24 protein-coding genes and 1 riboswitch are annotated in these 21405 nt (G+C 41.8%); of the genes, 20 read left to right on the top strand and 4 right to left on the bottom strand.

Annotation, left to right across the window (positions count from 1 at the left end; genetic code table 11):
* The first annotated feature begins 16 nt into the window (after nucleotides 1–16).
* Nucleotides 17–355: an iron-sulfur cluster insertion protein ErpA gene (erpA, locus tag AC1HJP_RS14705; RefSeq protein WP_058030898.1), complete on the top strand. Its 339-nt coding sequence runs from the start codon at nucleotides 17–19 to the stop codon at nucleotides 353–355.
* A gap of 531 nt (nucleotides 356–886) precedes the next feature.
* Nucleotides 887–1132 (top strand): helix-turn-helix domain-containing protein, encoded by a 246-nt coding sequence (locus AC1HJP_RS14710; RefSeq protein ID WP_058030897.1) that lies wholly within the window; start codon nucleotides 887–889, stop codon nucleotides 1130–1132.
* Nucleotides 1133–1158: 26 nt separating this feature from the next.
* Here the strand turns inward: AC1HJP_RS14710 and AC1HJP_RS14715 are convergent, their stop codons facing one another.
* The 4 genes from AC1HJP_RS14715 to AC1HJP_RS14730 are packed head-to-tail and all read right to left on the bottom strand — an operon-like array spanning nucleotide 1159 to nucleotide 4905.
* Nucleotides 1159–2556 carry an AmpG family muropeptide MFS transporter gene (locus AC1HJP_RS14715; RefSeq protein WP_480362479.1) on the bottom strand — a complete coding sequence of 466 codons (1398 nt, stop codon included), beginning with the start codon at nucleotides 2554–2556 and terminating at the stop codon, nucleotides 1159–1161.
* A 14-nt stretch (nucleotides 2557–2570) separates the two neighbouring features.
* The gene (locus AC1HJP_RS14720) at nucleotides 2571–3200 is read right to left on the bottom strand and encodes a peptidylprolyl isomerase (RefSeq protein ID WP_480362480.1); all 630 of its coding nucleotides are present in this window, start codon (nucleotides 3198–3200) and stop codon (nucleotides 2571–2573) included.
* 2 nt (nucleotides 3201–3202) lie between these two features.
* Nucleotides 3203–3754 carry a YajG family lipoprotein gene (locus AC1HJP_RS14725; protein WP_480362481.1) on the bottom strand — a complete coding sequence of 184 codons (552 nt, stop codon included), beginning with the start codon at nucleotides 3752–3754 and terminating at the stop codon, nucleotides 3203–3205.
* A gap of 2 nt (nucleotides 3755–3756) precedes the next feature.
* Nucleotides 3757–4905, bottom strand: coding sequence for a methyltransferase (locus tag AC1HJP_RS14730; protein ID WP_480362482.1), 1149 nt, complete (start codon nucleotides 4903–4905; stop codon nucleotides 3757–3759).
* Between the two features lie 40 nt (nucleotides 4906–4945).
* Here AC1HJP_RS14730 and AC1HJP_RS14735 point away from each other — a divergent pair, with 40 nt between their 5' ends.
* The 18 genes from AC1HJP_RS14735 to AC1HJP_RS14820 all read left to right on the top strand — a co-directional run bounded on the left by AC1HJP_RS14735 (nucleotide 4946) and on the right by AC1HJP_RS14820 (nucleotide 21403).
* On the top strand, nucleotides 4946–5533 hold the full coding sequence (locus AC1HJP_RS14735; protein WP_480362483.1) for an alpha-ketoglutarate-dependent dioxygenase AlkB family protein: 588 nt from the start codon (nucleotides 4946–4948) through the stop codon (nucleotides 5531–5533).
* Between the two features lie 49 nt (nucleotides 5534–5582).
* A complete protein-coding gene (locus AC1HJP_RS14740) occupies nucleotides 5583–5897 on the top strand; it encodes a BolA family protein (protein ID WP_130254693.1) in 315 nt (104 codons plus the stop codon).
* Nucleotides 5898–6025: 128 nt separating this feature from the next.
* Nucleotides 6026–7216 carry an enoyl-ACP reductase FabV gene (gene fabV, locus AC1HJP_RS14745; protein WP_480362484.1) on the top strand — a complete coding sequence of 397 codons (1191 nt, stop codon included), beginning with the start codon at nucleotides 6026–6028 and terminating at the stop codon, nucleotides 7214–7216.
* A 391-nt stretch (nucleotides 7217–7607) separates the two neighbouring features.
* Nucleotides 7608–8951: a Na(+)-translocating NADH-quinone reductase subunit A gene (locus AC1HJP_RS14750; RefSeq protein ID WP_058031652.1), complete on the top strand. Its 1344-nt coding sequence runs from the start codon at nucleotides 7608–7610 to the stop codon at nucleotides 8949–8951.
* A gap of 4 nt (nucleotides 8952–8955) precedes the next feature.
* Nucleotides 8956–10155 carry an NADH:ubiquinone reductase (Na(+)-transporting) subunit B gene (locus tag AC1HJP_RS14755; protein ID WP_058030889.1) on the top strand — a complete coding sequence of 400 codons (1200 nt, stop codon included), beginning with the start codon at nucleotides 8956–8958 and terminating at the stop codon, nucleotides 10153–10155.
* Entirely contained in the window at nucleotides 10148–10894 is a 747-nt protein-coding gene (locus AC1HJP_RS14760) for a Na(+)-translocating NADH-quinone reductase subunit C (protein WP_421963361.1), read from the top strand. Before AC1HJP_RS14755 ends, AC1HJP_RS14760 begins: the two co-directional genes overlap by 8 nt.
* The gene (locus AC1HJP_RS14765; protein ID WP_058030887.1) at nucleotides 10894–11526 is read left to right on the top strand and encodes an NADH:ubiquinone reductase (Na(+)-transporting) subunit D; all 633 of its coding nucleotides are present in this window, start codon (nucleotides 10894–10896) and stop codon (nucleotides 11524–11526) included. Before AC1HJP_RS14760 ends, AC1HJP_RS14765 begins: the two co-directional genes overlap by 1 nt.
* Before the next feature lie 10 nt (nucleotides 11527–11536).
* On the top strand, nucleotides 11537–12145 hold the full coding sequence (gene nqrE / locus AC1HJP_RS14770; RefSeq protein WP_058030886.1) for an NADH:ubiquinone reductase (Na(+)-transporting) subunit E: 609 nt from the start codon (nucleotides 11537–11539) through the stop codon (nucleotides 12143–12145).
* A gap of 17 nt (nucleotides 12146–12162) precedes the next feature.
* A complete protein-coding gene (nqrF, locus tag AC1HJP_RS14775; protein ID WP_138480211.1) occupies nucleotides 12163–13389 on the top strand; it encodes an NADH:ubiquinone reductase (Na(+)-transporting) subunit F in 1227 nt (408 codons plus the stop codon).
* A gap of 92 nt (nucleotides 13390–13481) precedes the next feature.
* Entirely contained in the window at nucleotides 13482–14501 is a 1020-nt protein-coding gene (locus AC1HJP_RS14780) for an FAD:protein FMN transferase (RefSeq protein WP_480362485.1), read from the top strand.
* Nucleotides 14502–14624: 123 nt separating this feature from the next.
* Nucleotides 14625–14837 (top strand): (Na+)-NQR maturation NqrM, encoded by a 213-nt coding sequence (gene nqrM / locus AC1HJP_RS14785; protein WP_058030883.1) that lies wholly within the window; start codon nucleotides 14625–14627, stop codon nucleotides 14835–14837.
* 67 nt (nucleotides 14838–14904) lie between these two features.
* Nucleotides 14905–15507 carry a histidine phosphatase family protein gene (locus AC1HJP_RS14790; RefSeq protein ID WP_480362486.1) on the top strand — a complete coding sequence of 201 codons (603 nt, stop codon included), beginning with the start codon at nucleotides 14905–14907 and terminating at the stop codon, nucleotides 15505–15507.
* 11 nt (nucleotides 15508–15518) lie between these two features.
* Nucleotides 15519–15640, top strand: a riboswitch (cobalamin riboswitch).
* An 86-nt stretch (nucleotides 15641–15726) separates the two neighbouring features.
* Nucleotides 15727–16542, top strand: a complete 816-nt coding sequence (locus tag AC1HJP_RS14795) for an ABC transporter ATP-binding protein (protein ID WP_480362487.1) — start codon at nucleotides 15727–15729, stop codon at nucleotides 16540–16542.
* Entirely contained in the window at nucleotides 16539–17528 is a 990-nt protein-coding gene (locus AC1HJP_RS14800) for a FecCD family ABC transporter permease (protein WP_480362488.1), read from the top strand. The genes AC1HJP_RS14795 and AC1HJP_RS14800 overlap by 4 nt, the downstream gene beginning before the upstream one ends.
* Before the next feature lie 3 nt (nucleotides 17529–17531).
* Complete coding sequence (gene cobT, locus AC1HJP_RS14805; RefSeq protein WP_480362489.1) at nucleotides 17532–18593, top strand: nicotinate-nucleotide--dimethylbenzimidazole phosphoribosyltransferase; 1062 nt, start codon at nucleotides 17532–17534, stop codon at nucleotides 18591–18593.
* 1 nt (nucleotide 18594) lies between these two features.
* Nucleotides 18595–19368, top strand: a complete 774-nt coding sequence (locus AC1HJP_RS14810) for an adenosylcobinamide-GDP ribazoletransferase (protein ID WP_480362490.1) — start codon at nucleotides 18595–18597, stop codon at nucleotides 19366–19368.
* Between the two features lie 19 nt (nucleotides 19369–19387).
* Nucleotides 19388–19921: a bifunctional adenosylcobinamide kinase/adenosylcobinamide-phosphate guanylyltransferase gene (cobU, locus tag AC1HJP_RS14815; protein WP_480362491.1), complete on the top strand. Its 534-nt coding sequence runs from the start codon at nucleotides 19388–19390 to the stop codon at nucleotides 19919–19921.
* Nucleotides 19922–19930: 9 nt separating this feature from the next.
* Entirely contained in the window at nucleotides 19931–21403 is a 1473-nt protein-coding gene (locus tag AC1HJP_RS14820; protein ID WP_480362539.1) for a cobyric acid synthase, read from the top strand.
* Nucleotides 21404–21405: the final 2 nt, after the last annotated feature.

The raw sequence follows: 21405 nt of genomic DNA on the forward strand, positions 1-21405 counted from the left end.
ATTAAGGGTCGAGAGCATGTCTGATCAGTTACCAATTCAATTTAGCGACGCTGCAGCAAAGCGTGTGAAAGAGCTTGTTGCAGAAGAAGAAAACCCAGATTTAAAACTACGTGTATATGTGACAGGTGGTGGTTGCTCTGGTTTCCAATATGGTTTCACATTCGATGAGAAAGTGAATCCGGGCGATTTGGAAATTGAGAAAAATGGCGTATCTATGGTTGTTGACCCTATGAGTATTCAATATCTTGTAGATGGTATTGTTGATTACACCGAAGGGTTAGAAGGCGCACGCTTTTTTGTTAATAACCCAAATGCGACGACAACTTGTGGTTGTGGTGCAAGCTTCAGTGTTTAAACACAATAAAGAATTTAAAAAGCCACGCAGTTGCGTGGCTTTTTTTATGTGTTTTGCGTAACCCAAATCATGAGTGCGAAGAAACTCAGCACAAATACGCTAAATGAAAGAATATAAATAAATCCTTTCTTCCCTTGCTTAATAGGCACCCCTTGGCTTTTCAAAAACCAATACCAAAGTATGCATAGCACAATGGGCAGTAAAAAAAGTACTCTAATCATAGTTTTCCTTTTAGCGAAAATTTAATTTAGCTTTAGTCAATAATCTTCTAAGAAAATTTATTTATTCATCTTTTTAGAATAAAAAGTTAATTAGTTTGTATTAAGTGTAAAGTTAATGCTCTAATATTTATCATTAAATTTATTATTTTTATTAGTGTAGACGCAAAATATAGTCTATACCTATTTTGGGACATGGGTACAAACTCTGGATTTACCATGTCGCACTGTGATATACAGTACATGTTAAGTTGAGACGGGCATATTTCAACTTAAAGAAACAATAAAATCATCGAGTAGGAGATGTAACATTATGATGGGTAAAACGGTTTCTTCTGAAGAAAACGGTAAGTTAACTAAGTGGCTTAAAAGCAAGCGTCATGAGAAAGGCCACACAATGCGTAGCCTTGCGCAAGTTTTAGGAACTCCACATTCATTTATTGGCAAAATTGAAAACCAAGAACGTCGTTTAGACGTGATTGAGTTTCTTCGTTACTGTGAAGCACTAGAAGTGGATCCGTATGAAGGCTTAAGCTTACTTAATAAAGAAGAAGCATAAGTTTTAACACCTAAAGGTGCGTAGTGTTACGCACCTTTAGTTGTAGTTGAGTTTTGATGAAACTGCTTTTCTATGGCATATAACTTATGTCTAATCATGTAAAGAAACAGTAAAGAAGGGGTCACCATCATTGCTGTAACTGCAAAAAACAACGCCCAATTTCCATCTAACCAGTCATCAATTACCACACCACTATAAGCTGATAATAAAGTACGGCTTAAGCTACTTAAAGAAGCCAATAACGCATAATGTGTCGCACTAAAGGCGCGATCGCACAGCATTGAGATAAATGCCACCATAGCAACTAAAGACCAAGCTTGGGTGAAGCCGTCTACAACGATAGCCAGTGCATATAAATGCTCTTTTGGGCCTGCTATGGCAATCCAAGAAAACATCAAATTAGAGGCTGCCATGGCGATACCGCTGACAAACAAGCCTTTTACTATGCCGTATTTGTGGTTGAAAATACTGCCTAAAAAAGCAAACACTATAGTAATGAGCCCGGTACCAAGCTTTGAATACTGACCGATTTGTGTATTGCTAAAACCGATTTCTTTATAGAAAACGATTGACATGCGAGCTAAAAAGGCTTCGCCAACTTTAAATAAGAAAATAAAGGCGAGTAAGGCAAATGCTGTTTTTACGCCATTTTTAGTGAAGAAACTTTTGAAAGGTTCAACTAATGTTACTGCTAACCAAGCTAACAGGCGTTGCCATATGGAGTTGCCGTTTGCGAATAACTTACTTTGATACTCTTTTTCTAATTGAGCATGAGTGAGCTCACGATGTGATTTAGGCTCTTTTGCAAACAGGGTAACTAGCATCAGCAGTAAAACAATGGCTGCGAGTACAAAATAAATTTGTGACCAATCAAAACTGGGTAAGTCAGCAAGAAAGAAGGGCAGTGCACCTAAAAGTGCATAACCTGACCACCAACCTGAGGTTGCCATGGCTGCAGCAGCTGTGGCTTTTTCACTTTCAGTTGTATCTAACGAGTCAATACGAAAAGCATCTATGGCAATATCGTGTGTTGCGCTAGCAAGGGCTATTAAAAAGCATAATAAGGCAGCGAGGAATAGCTGATCTTTGAGGGTAACAAAGCCAAGACTCAGTGTGGCGAAGAAAGTAACTATCTGGCCAAGTAAAATCCAGCTACGTCGCTGACCTAATAGGTTGCCTAACAGAGGGAGTTTTAAACGGTCGAGTAACGGAGACCAGAGAAAGTTGATGGTATAGGCGCTGAATACCACGCCAAATAAACCAATCATACTGCGGCTTAACCCTTCATCTTTGAGCCAAGCAGACATCACAGAGCCAATGAGTACCCATGGAAAGCCGCTGCTTAGGCCAAATAAAAAGATGGTGAGAAGGCGATTGTCTTTGTAGTAGCCTAAGTACTCACTTAGGCTAGAGTTGATTTGCATGACTATCCCGTCAATTAAAGAGCTTCGGCTTTTAGGATCTCAACTTGATAGATCATCACAGGCTTTTTAGGCACAAAATCGTAGCCGATTTTTTCATTAAATCCAGTTTCTACTTGTGTGATTTTATCCAGTGTTTCATAGCCTTCCATAACATTACCAAATACAGCGAACCCCCAGCCTCTGCCTGGGTTTAAATGGTCGTTGTCTTTCATGTTGAAGAAAAACTGACGAGTAGCGGTGTGAGGCTCGTTATCTTGATACGCCATGGCAATGGTATACATGTCATTCTTTAAACCATTGCCACTCTCGTTGAAAATAGGCTTACGTTGAAACATGCCATCATAGTCTTTGTCATAGCCACCGCCTTGGATCACAAAAAATTCGTCGATCTCTGAGTATTGATCTTTTTCAATACGGTGAAAGACAGAGTTTTTGTAATCACCATTGACCACATAGGTCAGAAAGTTATTCACTGTAAGCGGTGAGCGTGATCTGTCTAGTTCGACAATAATATCCCCTTCACTGGTGATTATTTTTACTCGTGGGAACAGGTTGTTCTTTTGAACAAATCGGCCTTCTTTATTACTAGCAAAGGCATGACTACTCATACAGATAATGAATAAGGTAATAAGCAACTTTTTCATGATTATCCTTTGAAGAATTTAATTAAAGCAGGATCTGAGACAATGCGGGTAATCACTTGCTCACTCAGCTCATTAAGTTGGCCTTCAACTTTAGCTTGCTCATGCTTTAGTGGACCTGTCATTTGAGCCTGACCTGAATAAGTTTTTTCGAATGTACGTGTACCTTGCGTTGCTAACACTTTAATTTTAGCAACGGCATTACTTTCATGTTGTGTATAAGATTCTGTTACTTTTGAATGAAAAGAATCAATGTGTAGTGTTAACGTGTTACTACCCATTGAAGTGAGCTGTGCGCCATTGGTTTTAAGGGCTTGCTCAAACGCCATTTTTACCCGTTTGCTTAACTCGGCATCTGGTAGGTACTCAGCAGGCTCTTGATCGACCACCTTGATCGTGAATTTACTGATCCTATGGTCTTCGACCGCTAAGGTTACAGGTACATTAAAGTCGGCTACTTTGCCTGCTTTGTATATCGGATTTAAGATCACAGATTTTGGTTGGCTGGCACAACCTGCCAGCAACATGCCACACAATACAAGTGCAATTTTTTTCATTTTTAGCCTCTCTTTGTGGTGCTTAGCACAGTAAATTTTTTATTGTTACCAATGACTTTACAGTTTCCGAACAAGCGGAGCAATTTTTCTTGATAGTCTAAATGACGGTTGCCAATAATACGTAATTCGCCACCTGATCTGAGCGTTTGCTTTGCCTGCACAAACATCTGCCACGCAATATGATCTGTAATTGCTTGTGCTTGGTGAAATGGCGGGTTACACAAAACCAAGTCTGCACTGTTAGGCGTAAAATCAGTTAAACAATCATCTTGAACAAACTCACAATCTTGCACACGCTCAGGTAAGTTATTTTCGATATTTGCTTTGGCGCTGGCAACAGCCATGGCCGATTCATCAACAAAAGTAACTTTAGCATTTGGCATTTTCGACAATGTTTGTAAGCCGATAACACCATTTCCACAGCCTAAATCAATCACCCTTAACGGTTTCTTACCCTGAGGTAAATAATTGCTAAAAAAACGCGCGCCAATATCAAGAGAATCACGAGAAAATACATTGGCGTGGTTTAAGATAGTGAAATCAGTTTTCTCTAAAGGCCAACTCACCGGAAACTTACATGTCTGTTTTTTGTGTTTAGTTTGACTAAAAATAAGACGTGATTTCTTAACTGCTAAACTGGTCGAAGGCTCAGCAATAAAATGGCTGAAGCTTTTTAATGTAGAAGTGTGTATCTCTTTTGCTTTACCAGCAGCGATCACTGGCACATCATTCTCAAACTGACTGAGCAAGCTAAGTTGATATTGCAAAAAGCCAGCATTTTTTGGGATTTTGATAAGGATAAGATCAACGTCGCTAGGTAAATCTGAGAGACTATCAAGTAATACAGTTTGACGACTTTCTAACTCGTTTTCTTCAAGATTATAAAGGCATGCTTGCTGACTGACATAAGAATCATTAAAACTGGTCACTTTGCGAGAGTTTTGCGTATCTAAAGCATGTAATGCACAGCTTAAGGCGCCAAAGCTATCGTTTAATACCAAAATATGTTGTGCGTTGGTGTATTCATTTTGAATATGTTCGATCAAATACTCATCGGCTGAATCCCACGCTTGCAGGCTTCTATTTTTTTGATCTAGGGGAAATCGATGTAAAGTTAGCGAGTGGCCGCCCAATACAGCTTCAGTCGTCATAGTTTTTTATAAGTAGTCATTTTATGAGGTGAATAATAGCATGACATCAAAACTCACTAAACCTGAGTTACCCGAGGGGTTTGCATATTTTCCAAATTTGATCTCATTTCAAAAAGGGCTCGACTTGTATGAACATCTCACAGGAGAGTTAAACTGGCAACAACCCAGTATTCAGGTTTTCGGTAAGTTTCATCCTATTCCTCGTTTGCAGAGCTTTGTGGCAGATGAAGGGGTACATTATGCCTATTCAAATCATACATTAGCTAATCAAGGCTGGACGAAACCATTGGCCGCGATGCGCAGTAAACTTCAGAGCCACTATAATCAGACGTTTAATGCCCTGCTATTAAATTGGTATCGAGATGGTCATGACACTATGGGGTGGCATAGTGATGATGAGGTTGAGTTAGGCGCTGAGCCTTTAATCATTTCAATTTCTTTAGGCGCTGCACGTAAATTTAAGATCAAACATAAAGCGACAGGTCAGCAATGGGAGTTAATGCTTGAGCACGGTAGTTGTTTAGTGATGTCGGGTAACAGTCAGCAACTTTTTCAACACTCATTGCCGAAACAAAGCAAAGTAAAAGGTGGTCGTATCAACCTGACATTTAGAAGTATTGTTAAATAATCCTATCTCGGTATAGTAGCCACATTTGAAAAATGCAGAGTTTATATTCATGTCAATGCAATCTCAGATCGAAGAAAAAATCGCTGCGGCAATCGCTTGCAAGCATTTAAATGTCATAAATGAAAGCCATATGCACAGCCGTGGCGAAGAATCTCATTTTAAAGTAATTGTGGTCAGTGAAGAGTTTGCGGGTAAGCGCTTATTACCGCGTCATCGCCAGATTAACGACATTCTAAAAGTTGAATTAGCTGAGCATATTCATGCTTTATCTATTCATGCCTATACGCCTGAAGAGTATTCAGAGCAGCATGGACAAATTCCTGAGTCACCAAAATGTTTAGGTGGTTCGAAATTCGATAAATAGTCAAAATTAGGGTCAAGCGAGACTTTATATCATCGAGTTAAGCCTAATTTTATAGCTGATCAGACCTGTATTTTTAAGATCAGCCTTTAAACTACGCTCCGTAAATTTAAATAAAGATAGGAATCATCATGGTCATTAAGCCGAAAATTCGTGGTTTTATTTGTACCAATGCACACCCAGCTGGTTGTGCCGCTCACGTTCAAGAGCAAATCGATTATGTAAAAGCACAAGGGCAATTAGAAAACGGTCCGAAAAACGTACTTGTAATTGGTGCATCAACGGGTTACGGCCTAGCTTCTCGTATTACAGCAGCGTTTGGCTCTGGTGCTAAAACTCTGGGTATTTTCTTCGAAAAAGAAGGTACTGAGAAAAAGCCAGCTTCAGCAGGTTGGTATAACACGGCAGCTTTCCAAAACGCTGCTGAAGCCGCGGGCCTTTGGTCTAAGAATATCAATGGCGATGCGTTTTCTGATGAGCTTAAAGCTAAAACAGTTGAAACGATTAAAGCTGAAATGGGCAAAGTGGATTTAGTAATCTATAGCCTAGCGTCTCCGCGTCGTACTGATCCTAAAACGGGTGAAACGCATTCATCGGTACTTAAACCTATCGGTCAAGACGTAACAACTAAGAACTTAAATACTTCTAAGCGTATTATTGATTCTGTAAGTGTAGAAGCTGCGAATGAAGACGAAATCGCTAACACAGTTAAAGTGATGGGCGGTGAAGATTGGGAACTTTGGATCAATGCATTAAAAGATGCAGACGTATTAGCTGAAGGTTTCAAAACAAGTGCTTATACCTATATAGGTAAAGAACTAACTTGGCCAATCTACGGTCACGCTACAATCGGTAAAGCAAAAGAAGATTTAGATCGCGCAACTTTAGCAATACGTGAAGCGACAGCAGATCTAAAAGGTGAAGCGTATGTTTCTTCACTTAATGCTGTTGTAACACAAGCAAGTTCTGCTATTCCAATCATGCCGCTATATATCTCAGCTTTATTCAAAGTGACTAAGGCAGATGGTACTTACGAAGGCACAATTGAGCAGATCCACGGTCTATTCAACGAAAACCTTTACGGCGCAGCCCCACGCTTTGATGATGGCGGTCACCTATTCCAAAACTACAAAGAGCTAGAAGACGATGTACAGGCGCGTATTCAGCACATTTGGGATACAGTTGATACAGACACCATTGATGAGTTAACAGACTATGTCGGCTACCACAATGAATTCTTGAAGCTATTTGGCTTCGGCGTAGATGGTGTTGACTACGAGCAAGACGTAGACACAATGGTTGAAATTAACAACTTAGTTTAATCATTATTATCTCTTCTATAACTAGGTCGGCTTTGCCGGCCTTTTTTATTTATTCATATTTATTTTTCTGCTAACTCCTGAAGTTTTCATTTGTTTATCAAAAATGATTCATTGCGTATTTCAGCAACTGGACTTTGGTCTAAATTGAACTAAATTCATTCTATTTTCTCCTCGAAAAGACCTTGTAAATCTGGATTAATTTCATAATTCCACTCGCATAGTGGGGGTTATTAATGTTAAAATCACAGAAATATGTGAGGACTCGTCCACAAGGTTTTAGTTATGGATTGTTTTGTCGCTTGGCTTTGCCGAATACAGAATGGTCACTTTCTAGATCTTGGGGCAAAAAAAGATTTTTCAATTTCTTTCCGTTAATGTAATGCAAGTGCGTATGATCAACATAAAAAAAGGTCTGGACTTACCAATAGAGGGCGCACCTCAGCAAGTAATTCATGATGGCGTAGCTGTCAAACGAGTTGCCGTGCTAGGTGAAGAATATATCGGTATGCGTCCAACCATGCATGTTCGCGTGGATGACCAAGTCAAAAAAGGCCAAGTTCTTTTTGAAGACAAAAAGAACCCCGGCGTCAAGTTCACTGCACCAGCTTCTGGTGTAGTTAAAGAAATTAACCGTGGTGCTAAGCGTGTTCTTCAATCTATCGTGATTGAAGTGCAAGGCAACGAGCAGGTTACTTTTGAAAAGGTGGCGGCTGCTGATTTAAGCAACCTAGACCGTGAAAAAGTAAAAGAAGTGCTTGTTGAATCTGGCCAGTGGCCAGCGCTACGTGCTCGTCCATTCAGCCGAGTGGCAGCACTAGATGCAACTGCAAGTTCAATCTTTGTGACTGCAATCGACACAAACCCATTAGCTGCAGATCCTGCTGTGATCATTGCTGAAAACGTTGAAGCGTTTGAAGCGGGTCTAGCTGTAGTATCTCGCTTAACTGATGGCAAAGTATTCGTATGTAAGCAAGCAGGTAGCACTGTACCAAGTTCTTCACTTTCTCAAGTTGAAGTTCATGAGTTCGGTGGTAAACACCCTGCAGGTTTAGTAGGTACTCACATCCATCACCTAGATCCAGTATCTGAAAACAAGCAGGTATGGCATTTAGGCTACCAAGATGTGATTGCATTCGGTAAGTTATTCCTTACTGGTGAAATCTACTCTGACCGTGTAGTTGCTTTAGCGGGTCCTCGCGTTAAGAATCCTCGCTTAGTTAAAACACAAGTTGGCGCTTCACTAACTGATTTAGTTGCAGGCGAGCTTGAAGACGGTGATAACCGAGTCATTTCTGGCTCTGTGTTAGCTGGTAAAACAGCAACCGGCCCTCACGCTTTCCTAGGTCGCTACCATACTCAAGTATCAGTATTACTTGAAGGTCGCGAGAAAGAACTATTTGGTTGGATTGCTCCAGGTAGCAACAAATTCTCTGTAACACGTACATTTATCTCACACTTAGCACCGAGCCGTTTGTTCAATATGACAACGTCTACAGGTGGTTCTAAGCGTGCAATGGTACCAATCGGTAACTATGAGCGTGTTATGCCACTCGACATTCTACCTACACCACTACTTCGTGACTTAATTGCACGTGATTTAGATAGTGCGATTGCGTTAGGTGCATTAGAGCTAGATGAAGAAGATTTAGCACTGTGTACTTTCGTATGTCCAGGTAAGTATGAGTACGGCGCAATCTTACGTGATTGCCTGACTACTATCGAGAAGGAAGGTTAATCCCATGGCCTTAAAGAAATTTCTAGAAGATATCGAGCCGCATTTTGAACCTGGCGGTAAGCATGAAAAGTGGTATGCCCTGTATGAAGCAGTCGCAACCGTTTTCTACACTCCAGGTTATGTAAACAAAGGCGGCACGCACGTTCGTGACAACATCGACCTAAAACGTATTATGATTTTAGTGTGGATGGCGACATTCCCTGCAATGTTCTTTGGTATGTTCAACATCGGTCACCAAGCTGCACTAGCAATTGGTAATGGTTTTGAAATTGCTAACACTTGGCAGGCTGCTATTTTCCAAGCATTAGGTGGTGAACTAACAGCACAATCAGGTATTGGTGCTAAGTTCTTCTACGGTGCATGTTTCTTCCTGCCAATCTATGCGACGGTATTTATCGTTGGTGGTTTCTGGGAAGTATTATTCGCTTCAATCCGTAAGCACGAAGTTAACGAAGGTTTCTTCGTAACGTCTGTATTATTTGCACTGATCCTTCCTTCTACAATTCCATTATGGCAAGCCGCATTAGGTATTACTTTTGGTGTTGTAGTTGCAAAAGAAGTATTCGGTGGTACAGGTCGTAACTTCCTTAACCCAGCATTAGCAGGCCGTGCGTTCTTATTCTTCGCATACCCAGCTGATATCTCAGGTGATACGGTTTGGACTGCAGTTGATTCATTCACAGGTGCAACAAACCTAGGCTTAGCGGCGCAAGGTGCACTTGATTACAACAACATGGCACTTTGGTGGGATGCTTTCTATGGCTTCGTACAAGGTTCTATGGGTGAAGTTTCAACGCTAGCACTAATGATTGGTGGTTTGTTCCTAATTTATGTTCGTATTGCGTCATGGCGTATCGTGCTAGGTGTATTCCTAGGTATGGTAGTGATGTCTCTACTTCTTAATATGATTGGTTCTGAAACTAACCCTGCATTTGCTATGCCTTGGCACTGGCACTTAGTACTAGGTGGTTTTGCATTCGGTATGTTCTTTATGGCGACTGACCCAGTTTCTGCGTCTTTCACAAATAAAGGTAAATTCGCATACGGTGCACTTATCGGTGTAATGGTTGTTCTGGTTCGTGTAGTTAACCCTGCATACCCAGAAGGTATGATGTTAGCAATTCTATTCGCTAACCTATTTGCACCATTATTCGACCACTTCGTTGTACAGTCTAACGTTAAGAGGAGATTGGCACGTGTCTAGTAACAATGAAACTATTGGCAAAACGCTAGGCGTTGTTGTTGGCCTATGTTTAGTATGTGCAGTTGTTGTTTCTATGGCATCTGTTCAATTACGTCCACTACAACAAGCAAACAAAACTCAAGACGTGCAACGCAACATTCTTGCTGCAGCAGGTATTGAAAGTTCAGCAGATGTTTTCAAAACATTCAATGAAAACATCGAAGCACGCGTTGTTGATATGAAAACGGGTGAGTTTGTTGATACAGATCCAAACTCTTTCGACTTCGAATCAACTAAGTTCGATGCAAAGCGCAGTGTGAAGCTTGAAAAAGCGCAAGATAAAGCCGGTGTTCAGCGTATGACGACTGAATCTCCAGTTTACTTCGCTAAAGATGCTAACGGTAAAGTAGACACTATCATTCTACCAATCCAAGGTTACGGCCTTTGGGGTATTATGTATGGTTTCTTAGCACTAGATGCTGATACTAAGACTGTTAAAGCAATTAACTTCTACAAGCACAATGAAACACCGGGTCTTGGTGGTGAAATCCAAAACCCACGTTGGACGTCTATGTTCGAAGGTAAAAAGCTACCACTTGATATCGTAAAAGGTACTGCTGGTAACAACGAACACAAAGTAGATGGTCTTTCTGGTGCGACATTAACATCTGTAGGTGTTGATAACACAGTTGACTTCTGGACAGGCGACAAAGCGTTCGGTCCATTCCTTGCGAACGTACGTAAAGGAGCATTGAACTAATGGCAAATGCAAAAGAAATGAAAGAAGTCTTGTTTGGCCCTGTTTTTGCGAACAACCCAATTGCGCTTCAAGTACTTGGTATTTGTTCTGCACTAGCAGTGACATCAAGCCTTAAGAATGCACTTATCATGTCAATCGCTCTGACATTAGTATGTGCTTTCTCAAGCTTATTTATCTCTATGATCCGTAACCACATCCCATCAAGCGTTCGTATCATCGTTCAGATGACTATCATCGCTTCATTGGTAATCGTGGTAGACCAAACGCTTCAAGCGTTTGTATATGCAACAGCGAAAGAGCTTTCGGTATTCGTTGGTCTAATCATTACTAACTGTATCGTAATGGGTCGCGCAGAAGCATACGCAATGAAGACACCACCACTGATGTCATTCCTTGATGGTATCGGTAACGGTTTAGGTTACTCAGTTGTACTTCTAACTGTTGCATTCATTCGTGAACTAGGTGGTTCAGGTACACTATTTGGTATCGAGATTTTACCACTTATTTCTGAAGGCGGTTGGTACCAGCCTATGGGTCTATTAATCCTACCGCCAAGCTCGTTCTTCATCATTGGTTTCTTCATCTGGGTACTTCGTACTTATAAGAAAGACCAAGTAGAAGCGAAGGCATAAGGAGAGAGAGATGGAACAATATATTAATTTATTCGTTAAAGCGGTTTTCATTGAAAACTTAGCGTTATCTTTCTTCCTAGGTATGTGTACTTTCCTTGCTGTATCTAAGAAAGTAACCACATCAATGGGTCTAGGTGTTGCAGTAATCTTCGTTCTTGGTGTTGCTGTTCCAGTAAACCAATTAGTTTACTCTGCAATCTTAGCGCCAGGTGCACTAGAGTGGTTAGGCTTCCCTGAAGCTGACTTAAGCTTCCTTAAGTTCCTAACTTTCATCGGTGTAATCGCAGCACTTGTACAGATCCTTGAGATGACTCTAGACAAGTTCTTCCCTGCGCTTTACAACGCACTAGGCATCTTCTTACCACTAATCACTGTAAACTGTGCGATTTTCGGTGCAGTAGCATTCATGGTTGAGCGTAACCTGAACTTCGGTGAGTCTGTGGTATTTGGTTTAGGCTCAGGTGTAGGTTGGGCACTAGCAATCGTATTACTTGCTGGTATCCGTGAGAAGATGAAGTATTCAGACGTACCAGATGGTCTTCGTGGTTTAGGTATTACCTTCATCACTGTAGGTCTAATGGGTCTTGGCTTCATGTCATTCTCTGGTATTTCACTTTAATTTAGCGAGGAAAAATCATGCTTGAGGTATATTTAGGCGTAGGGATGTTCATCGCTATCGTTGTAATGCTTGTATTGATCATCATTGCAGCGAAGTCGAAGCTTGTACCAAGCGGTGACATCACAATCAGCATTAACGGTGACCCTGAAAAGGCAGTTACTTCAGCACCAGGTGGTAAACTACTAGGTGCACTAGCAGACGCTGGTATCTTCATTTCATCTGCTTGTGGCGGTGGTGGTTCTTGTGGCCAATGTACCGTTCACGTTAAAGCGGGTGGTGGTGATATCCTGCCAACTGAGCTTGACCATATTTCAAAAGGTGAAGCACGTGAAGGTTGTCGTCTAGCGTGTCAGGTTGCTGTTAAAACTGACATGGAAATCGAAGTAGAAGAAGAAATCTTCGGTGTTAAGAAGTGGGAATGTACAGTTATCTCTAACGATAACAAAGCGACATTCATTAAAGAGCTTAAGCTTGGTATCCCTGATGGTGAGGTTGTACCTTTCCGTGCAGGTGGTTATATCCAAATTGAAGCGCCAGCTCACCACGTTAAATACTCGGACTTCGATATTCCTGAAGAATACCGTGGAGATTGGGAGCGTTTTGGCTTCTTCAATCTTGAGTCTAAAGTTGACGACGAAACGATCCGTGCATACTCAATGGCTAACTACCCAGAAGAGTACGGCATCATCATGCTTAACGTACGTATCGCGACTCCGCCGCCAAACAACCTAAGCCTACCATGTGGTAAGATGTCATCGTTCATCTGGTCACTTAAAGAAGGTGATAAAGTAACTATTTCTGGTCCATTCGGTGAATTCTTTGCGAAAGAAACTGATGCAGAAATGGTATTCGTAGGTGGTGGTGCTGGTATGGCGCCAATGCGTTCACACATCTTCGACCAGCTTAAGCGTCTCAACTCAGACCGTAAGATGTCTTTCTGGTACGGTGCACGTTCTAAGCGTGAGATGTTCTACGTAGAAGATTTCGATGGCCTAGCGGCTGATAACGAAAACTTTGAATGGCACGTAGCACTTTCTGATCCTCAACCAGAGGATAACTGGGAAGGTTACACAGGCTTTATCCATAATGTTCTTTTAGAAAACTACCTGAAAGACCATGAAGCGCCAGAAGATTGTGAGTTCTACATGTGTGGTCCTCCAATGATGAACGCGGCTGTAATCAATATGCTTAAAGATTTAGGTGTTGAAGACGAAAACATCTTACTAGATGACTTCGGTGGCTAAATCAGCGTTATCTCAGTGAACACTTCACTGAAATAAGATAGACTTAAACCCCAAGCAATAAGCTTGGGGTTTTTTTTGGGATAGAGAAAAGTATGAAGAAACTAGTAGGCATTTTTATATTACTGTTAACAGTTATTTTAAGTGGCTGTTTTGACAATAAGGAAGATATTCAACCTATTGTGATCCACGGGAAAACAATGGGGACGACTTATACGATAAAAACTTTTCCAAGAGAACCGTCATTGACGGCTGAGGCGCTAAAAGCAGACGTAGACACTCTTTTAGTAGCTGTGAATCAGTCTATGTCACCTTGGGTTAAAAATTCTGAAATCAATCAATTTAATGCCTTAGCTGCAAATACATTTATGCCAATCAGTGACGATTTTAAAGCTGTTGTAATTGAATCTGTTCGTTTAGGCAGATCAACAGAAACTCTTGATGTTACTATGGGCCCTCTCATTGATCTTTGGGGCTTTGGTATTGATAAAAGACCTACAAAGACACCAACTCCAGAACAAATTGATAAAGTTAAACAAACCATAGGCGTTGATAAACTAATTTTAACTGATGAAGGGTTAGCTAAAACCATCGAAGGGTTAGAGTTGTCATTTTCTGCAACAGCAAAAGGCTATGGTATCGATAAAGTTGCAGAATTACTCGAAAGTAAAGGGATGACCAATTATATGGTTGAAATTGGTGGAGAGCTCAGAATTGCTGGACGAAAAGCACTAGATCAACCATGGCGCATTGCAATTGAACAACCTGATGCACCGATTGGTAAACGTGAAGTTCATCGGTTACTTGCTGAGCTAGGTAATATGGGCATGGCAACTTCAGGCGATTACCGTATTTTCTATGAAATGGATGGCGAGACTTATACGCACTTGATTGATCCTGCGACAGGTAAACCAGTTAAGCACGATTTAGTATCAGTGACGGTTTTACATCCTTCTGCAATGACTGCTGATGGCTTGGCCACAGCACTGACTGTCATGGGCACAGAACGAGCAAAAGCTTACGCAGAAGAGCACAATTTAGCTGTATATTTAATTAGTAAAAGTAATGAAGGGTTAGTGACCTATTCAAGCCCAGCTTTTGCGCCTTATTTGTAAATAAGGCAATTTTGATTAATTAGTCGAAATAGTACACTAAGCGCGTTATAATGGAGGTTGTTTAAATGCCGTCATTTGGTTCAGATACACTGAGCCGTTAAACTGTTTTTAAGGGGCTTGTGCATGTCACTATTTTTCCTAACTTTTGGGTTACTTATTTTAATTGTTGCAGCTATGGCTGTCGGTGTAATCGTGCAAAAGAAATCTATGGCAAGCAGCTGTGGCGGTTTAGGCGCGGTTGGTATTGAAAAGTCATGTGATTGCGATGATCCATGTGACCGACGCAAAAAGCGTATGGCGAAAGAACAAGCTTGGAAAGAGAATCAGATTCTTTAAGTTAAACTAAGCAAATCATCTTTAATTAAATGCGAGCGAAGGCTCGCATTTTTGATCTGAGGCTAAAATGACGAAAACATGGTACTTCCTCAGGCACGGGAAACCAGTTACTACTGGCATTCTAACTGGTTCTAAAACTGACGTTGCCGTGTCTGAGTTAGGGTTAGCAGCGATGGAGTCTGCTTTACCAAAAACAGTTCAATTTGATGCCTGTATTACCTCCCCCATGCAGCGTTGTCTGAGCTTTGCGAAAAAGCAATCTAGACAAGCAAGCTTACCACTGGAGATAGCAAAGCAGCTTCAAGAAATGGATTTTGGAGATTGGGATGGTCGAACTTATGAGTGGCTTTGGGAGAACACACAGAATCCAAGTATAGGTGAATTTTGGCAGTCGCCTTGGCAACATACGCCGCCAAATGGAGAGTCCCTTTACGCGTTTAGGTCTCGTGTCAGACAATGGTGGGAGACAGAACTATCAACCCGACATACAACACATAACCTAGTGGTGACTCATGCCGGTGTGATCAAACAAATGTTAGCTGAAGTCCTTAACTTACCTTTAAATTCACTGTCTTCTATCAATAGTTTAGACGTTGGCTATGCTACATTGGTAAAGATAGAGGTTTACTTTGATGAAGCACATAAGCCGTGGCCTAAAGTTGTGTTTTAGCCATCTAGACTTCATAATACGGTTTTTCTGATTAATCTTGGGAATAAGCTGAAACTGCTTAACTGTCCCCGCAACTGTGAAGTGCATTTAAATGCACGAAGTCAGATACCAAGGTCAGAAAAATCCTCTTGAGCGGGCGTACTCAAGAGCACACAATTTTAGCCGTAATTCGGTTAGGACTGTGCGTTTGTGTCTGCCCAACAGTTAATAAGGGTACGAATGCAATCAGTTTGTCAGCACTCTGAATTTGCTCTGCAAGTTTCAAACTTAGATTTGGTGCTAGATAACCATCAAATATTACAAAACATCTCTTTCGATGTAACTGAAGGGCAGTTTATTGGTTTATTGGGTCCTAATGGGGCTGGTAAATCATCCTTGCTACGTTGTCTTTATCGTTTTCTCGCTCCTTCAAGTGGCCACATAAGGCTTTTTGGCAAAGCGATTGCTAATTATTCCCATAACGAGTATGCCCAGCAAGTTGCTGTGGTCCTGCAAGAAATGCCAGAGCATTTTAATCTATCGCTTTACGATGTGGTTGCTATGGGGGTAACCCCACACAAAAGTTTGTTCTCACCATTAAATAAAACCGATCATGCGTTAATTATAAAGTCTATTGAACAGGTTGGTTTGACACACAAAACTAATGAGGCATTTGCTCACCTTTCTGGTGGTGAAAAGCAAAGGGCGTTGATTGCCAAAGCCATGGCGCAAAAACCTAAACTTCTGATCATGGATGAGCCAACCAGTCACTTGGATGTGAAATACCAAATACAAATTATGGAGCTTGCAAAAGCAATGGGGATCACTGTGATTGCTTCTTTCCATGATTTAAATCTTGCGGCAGCTATGAGCGATAGTCTGCTGGTGCTACAACAGGGTGAGCTATACAAAAGTGGAACGCCAAGTGATGTGTTAGATGCGCAGTTACTCAGTGATGTGTTTGGTGTTTGTGCCGATGTCTCACAAGTACCTTGCCCGTATCGAGATAAAACCCATATTCCTCATATCCGCTACCACTTTGGGTATCAACTATGAAGCCGCTCATTTCGCTGTTAATTTTGCTGATAAGCTGTTTTTTTAGTGCTTTAGTTGCCATTAAGCATGGCGCGATTGATATTAATGCGAGTGCTGTTTGGCAAACGCTATTTGCATATGATGCCAACGTCTTTGAGCAAAAAATTGTTATGGAACTACGGATTCCCAGAGTGATTTTGGCATTTGTTGCTGGCAGTGGCTTGGCGTTGGCGGGCATTATTTTGCAAACAGTGACCCGTAACCCTTTGGCAGATCCTTACCTTTTTGGTATTTCATCAGGCGCATCATTTGGCGTCGTGTTACTTATAACATTTACAGGTATCACAGCTGGTTGGGCGATGTCAGGGGCGGCGTTTTTAGGTAGTGCGCTGGCAATGACCCTATTGTTGCTGATTGCCTATGGACAAAGGTCTAGACAGGTAGAAGCGATGTTACTCGCCGGTGTTGCCTTATCTTTCTTATTTAGCGCATTTACCAGCTTGCTGTTGTATTGGAGTGATCCACAAGCCGTGAGTGCCATTATGTTTTGGAACTTAGGCAGCTTTAGTCGCGCTGATTGGCAATGGTTGTGGTTGCCTTGTTCAATTGTATTGCTATGTATGGCTTGTATGCTGTTGTTTAGGCGCGGTTTAAACGCACTATTACTGGGTGACGAAAGCGCTGCAACTTTAGGTATTCAGGTGGCTAAATTACGTTTAGGTATGTTGCTATTAAGCTCATTGCTGACCGCTGTATTGGTTGCTATGTGCGGTGGCATTGGCTTTGTCGGGTTAATGATCCCGCATTTGGTACGTTTTTTTATTTCACAGGCAACTTCAATTGGTCTGCTGTGTACTGCTTTAAGTGGTGGTTTGATGATGATCTGGGTAGATTTATTTGCCCGTACTATTCTTGATAATCAAGAGCTTCCCATTGGTGTTATCACTGCCGCAATAGGTAGTGTGTTCTTTTTAACTTTACTGACTCTCAAACAAAAAAGGCCTTAGCGTATGTTCTCAGTTAAAGCACTTGATACGCGTTCACGTGAACTTATCGAAAAAAAAATAAACCTGAAAACGAAGCCTTTGGGTGCGTTAGGTGAGCTAGAAACATTGGCTAAACAGCTGATGACTATTTTCTCTCAGGGTATTGAACCTGAGCAGCTTTCAGTATTTAGACCACAAATCAGCAAACCGACTCTAACCGTCTTTGCAGGCGATCACGGTATTGCTGCAAAAGGTGTCTCTATCGCGCCTAGTGAAGTGACAGGCCAAATGGTAGCGAATTTCGCGTCTGGGGGCGCTGCAATTAATGTTTTCAGCAAACAATTAGGGTGGCAACTCGAGATAGTAGATTGCGGTATTTTAAATGTACCTGATCAGGCCTTAGGTGTTACGTCACAGCGTTTGGGGTCAGTCACGCGTTCATTTGATGAATGTGAAGCGCTAACCCAAGCTCAAGAAGCGCAAGGTTTTGAGTTTGCCAAGAAGCTTATTAATAAACAATATCAGCAAGGTTGTAATACTTTTGCATTTGGTGAGATGGGCATTGGCAATACCAGTGCAGCATCGGCTATTTTTAGCGCGTTGAGTGGACTCTCTGCTGAGTACACGGTGGGGCTTGGCACGGGCGTCTCAAATGAAGTGGTAGATAAAAAAGTAGAGCTGATTAATACCGCGCTAAACTTACACCGAGATAAACTTAACGACCCGCATGCAATCTTACGTTGTTTGGGTGGGTTTGAGATCTGTCAAATGGTTGGCGCTATGTTGGCTGTCGCTGAGTTACAGCAGGTTATTATTGTCGATGGCTTTATCGCAACAGCGGCAGCATTACTGGCAATTCGTATTGAGCCAAACAGTCAAAGCTATATGGTGTTTGCTCATTGCTCTTCTGAGCAAGCACACCTGCAAATGTTAGATTCAATTAATGCTAAGCCTCTTTTAGATCTTGGTCTTAGATTGGGTGAAGGGACTGGGGCTGCATTGAGCTTACCTCTACTACAAAGTGCTCTGGCGTTTTACAACGACATGAATAGCTTTGATGACGCGAATGTCACGAAAGTTGTTTGATATGAATAAACAACACTTTTTATTGGCAGTGAGCTTTTTAACTCGCGTGCCTGTGCATTTTAAACAAGAGATTGAAGACAATGCACTCAGTGAAGCCAGTGGTTATTTTGCCTTAGTTGGTTTGTTGTTGGGTGTGGCTTTGGCTTCTGTATACGGTGTTGCGTCTTGGGTTTTTCCTTCAAGCGTTGCTGTGATCCTCACTCTCGCACTGGGTATTTTAATTACCGGTGCATTTCATGAAGATGGTTTTGCCGATGTCTGGGATGGTTTTGGTGGCGGTTGGACTGTCTCGCAAAAGCTATCGATTATGAAAGACAGCCGCCTAGGCACGTATGGTGCCAGCGCACTTATTTTATTACTGTTATTAAAGTTTCAATTGTTGAGCCTGCTTAGCGATAGCTTTACACAAGTATTGTGCGCACTGGTATTAGGTCATACGCTAAGCCGTGCAATGGCGACGAGTATCATTGGTAAGCTTACTTATGTACAAGAAGATGCCCAATCAAAAGTAAAGCCAGTCGCCATGTCGCTCTCTTCTCATGCAAAAGATTTCCTCGCTTTAACCTCAGTGTGCACTTTATTTCTGCTTTGGCTTTTTACACCATTGTCATTCATTGACGTGGTTATTTTAGTCGTCGCCTTATTTGTCACTCGTCAATTGTGTATAAGTTGGTTTAAGCAGCAGCTAGGTGGATATACGGGGGATTGCTTGGGCGCCGCACAACAATGTTGTGAAATCATGATTTATTTAACTTTAGTAGCGCTCAGGGGGTAGCGGATGCGAGAGATTACTTATGACTCAAAATAATATTCATCTCATTCTAGGTGGCGCGCGCTCTGGCAAAAGCAGTTTCGCAGAACATACGGCATTGGATTTATATACTTCAGGCAAAGTGAGTAAACTTGTATACATCGCCACGGCAGAAATTAAAGATGCTGAGATGGTTGAGCGCGTATCTCATCACCGCGCCACACGAGATAAACGCTGGCAAGTGATTGAAGAGTCATGGCACCTAGCCGACATATTACAAAAGTTTGGTAGCGACACTTGCGTATTAATCGACTGTTTAACCTTATGGTTAACGCATGGGTTATGTGAAAAATCAGAGTCTGAATTACAAGTACAAAAGCAGCGTTTGCTCGAGGCATTACAACATACACGAGCATCGGTTTTGCTAGTCAGCAATGAAGTAGGTCATGGCATCGTGCCACTCGGCGAGTTAAGCCGCGTGTTTGTCGACCAGTCTGGCTGGTTAAATCAAGATATCGCCAAAGTTGCCCAGCGTGTTGACTTTATCATGGCTGGCTGCCCGTTAAGGATTAAATAAGTGAGTAAGATGAAAACGTTAATGGTTCAGGGCACCACATCTGATGCGGGTAAAAGCACTTTGGTTGCGGGTTTATGCCGCGTGCTTGCTAGACAAGGGATTAAGGTTGCGCCGTTTAAACCTCAAAATATGGCACTCAATAGTGCGGTGACGCCTTGTGGCGGTGAAATAGGCCGTGCTCAAGCACTGCAAGCCATCGCTGCGAAACAGGCTTTGAGTACTGATTTTAATCCTATTTTACTTAAACCCAATAGCGATACCGGTGCGCAAGTCATCATTCATGGCCGTGCCATTAGCAATATGGAAGCGGCAAAATACCATGATTATAAAAAAGTTGCGATGCAGGCTGTGCTCGAATCGCATCAAAGATTAGCGTCTGATTTTGATGCCATCATGGTAGAAGGCGCAGGAAGTCCTGCGGAAATCAATCTACGCGAAAATGATATCGCTAACATGGGGTTTGCTTGTGAAGTAGATTGCCCTGTGATCATCATTGCTGATATTGATAAAGGCGGCGTGTTCGCACATCTTGTCGGCACCTTAATGTTACTCAGTGAGTATGAACAGTCCTTGGTGCAAGGCTTTGTGATCAACCGTTTTCGTGGCGATATTGCTTTGTTGCAATCGGGTCTTGATTGGCTCGAAGAAAAAACGGGTAAACCTGTGTTAGGTGTGTTGCCTTATATGCATGGCTTAAACATCGACGCTGAAGATGCCGTCGCAATGGATAATGTGGTGACTGACAAAGAACTCACGGTCAGTGTGTTGTTACTGCCGCATATTAGTAATCACACTGACTTTGATAGCCTGCGGTTAAACCCTCAAATTGATTTGCGTTATGTAAAACATACCGAGCAAATCGGGCAAACTGATCTGATTATTATCCCGGGCAGTAAAAACGTCATCAACGACTTAGCTTTCTTGCAGACGCAAACATGGCAAACCGAAATACAACGTCACTTACGTTATGGCGGTAAGGTGCTAGGCGTGTGTGGTGGTCTACAAATGTTAGGTAAACGCATTTGTGATCCTGATGCCATAGAAAGCTCACAATCTGAAATTGTAGGATTAGGGGTAGCTGATTTTGAAACAAAGCTTACGCAAACTAAAACCCTGACTCAAGTACAGGGTAAGTGTGTTATCAACCAGCAAAGCGTGGACATTAAAGGCTATGAAATTCACTGCGGGCAAAGTAGCGGCCCCGCCCTTGAAAAGCCATTTATGTATTTTACTGATCATCCACAAGGTTTCCTGCAAGACGGTTTTATATCTGATGATAACCAAGTTGTTGGTACTTACTTACACGGTTTGTTTGATGAGCCCAAAGCGGCTGAAGCCATTTTAAACTGGGCGAGTAATGGCAAGCTAACAGAAACGAATTTTAGTCTAGATGAGCATCGTGAAAAACAGCTAGAGTGGCTGGCAGATGAATGTGAAGCGCATTTAGATATGAACAAAATTAAAGCATTAATCAATTTATAGGG

The organism is Pseudoalteromonas sp. NFXS53 (genome assembly GCF_056629255.1).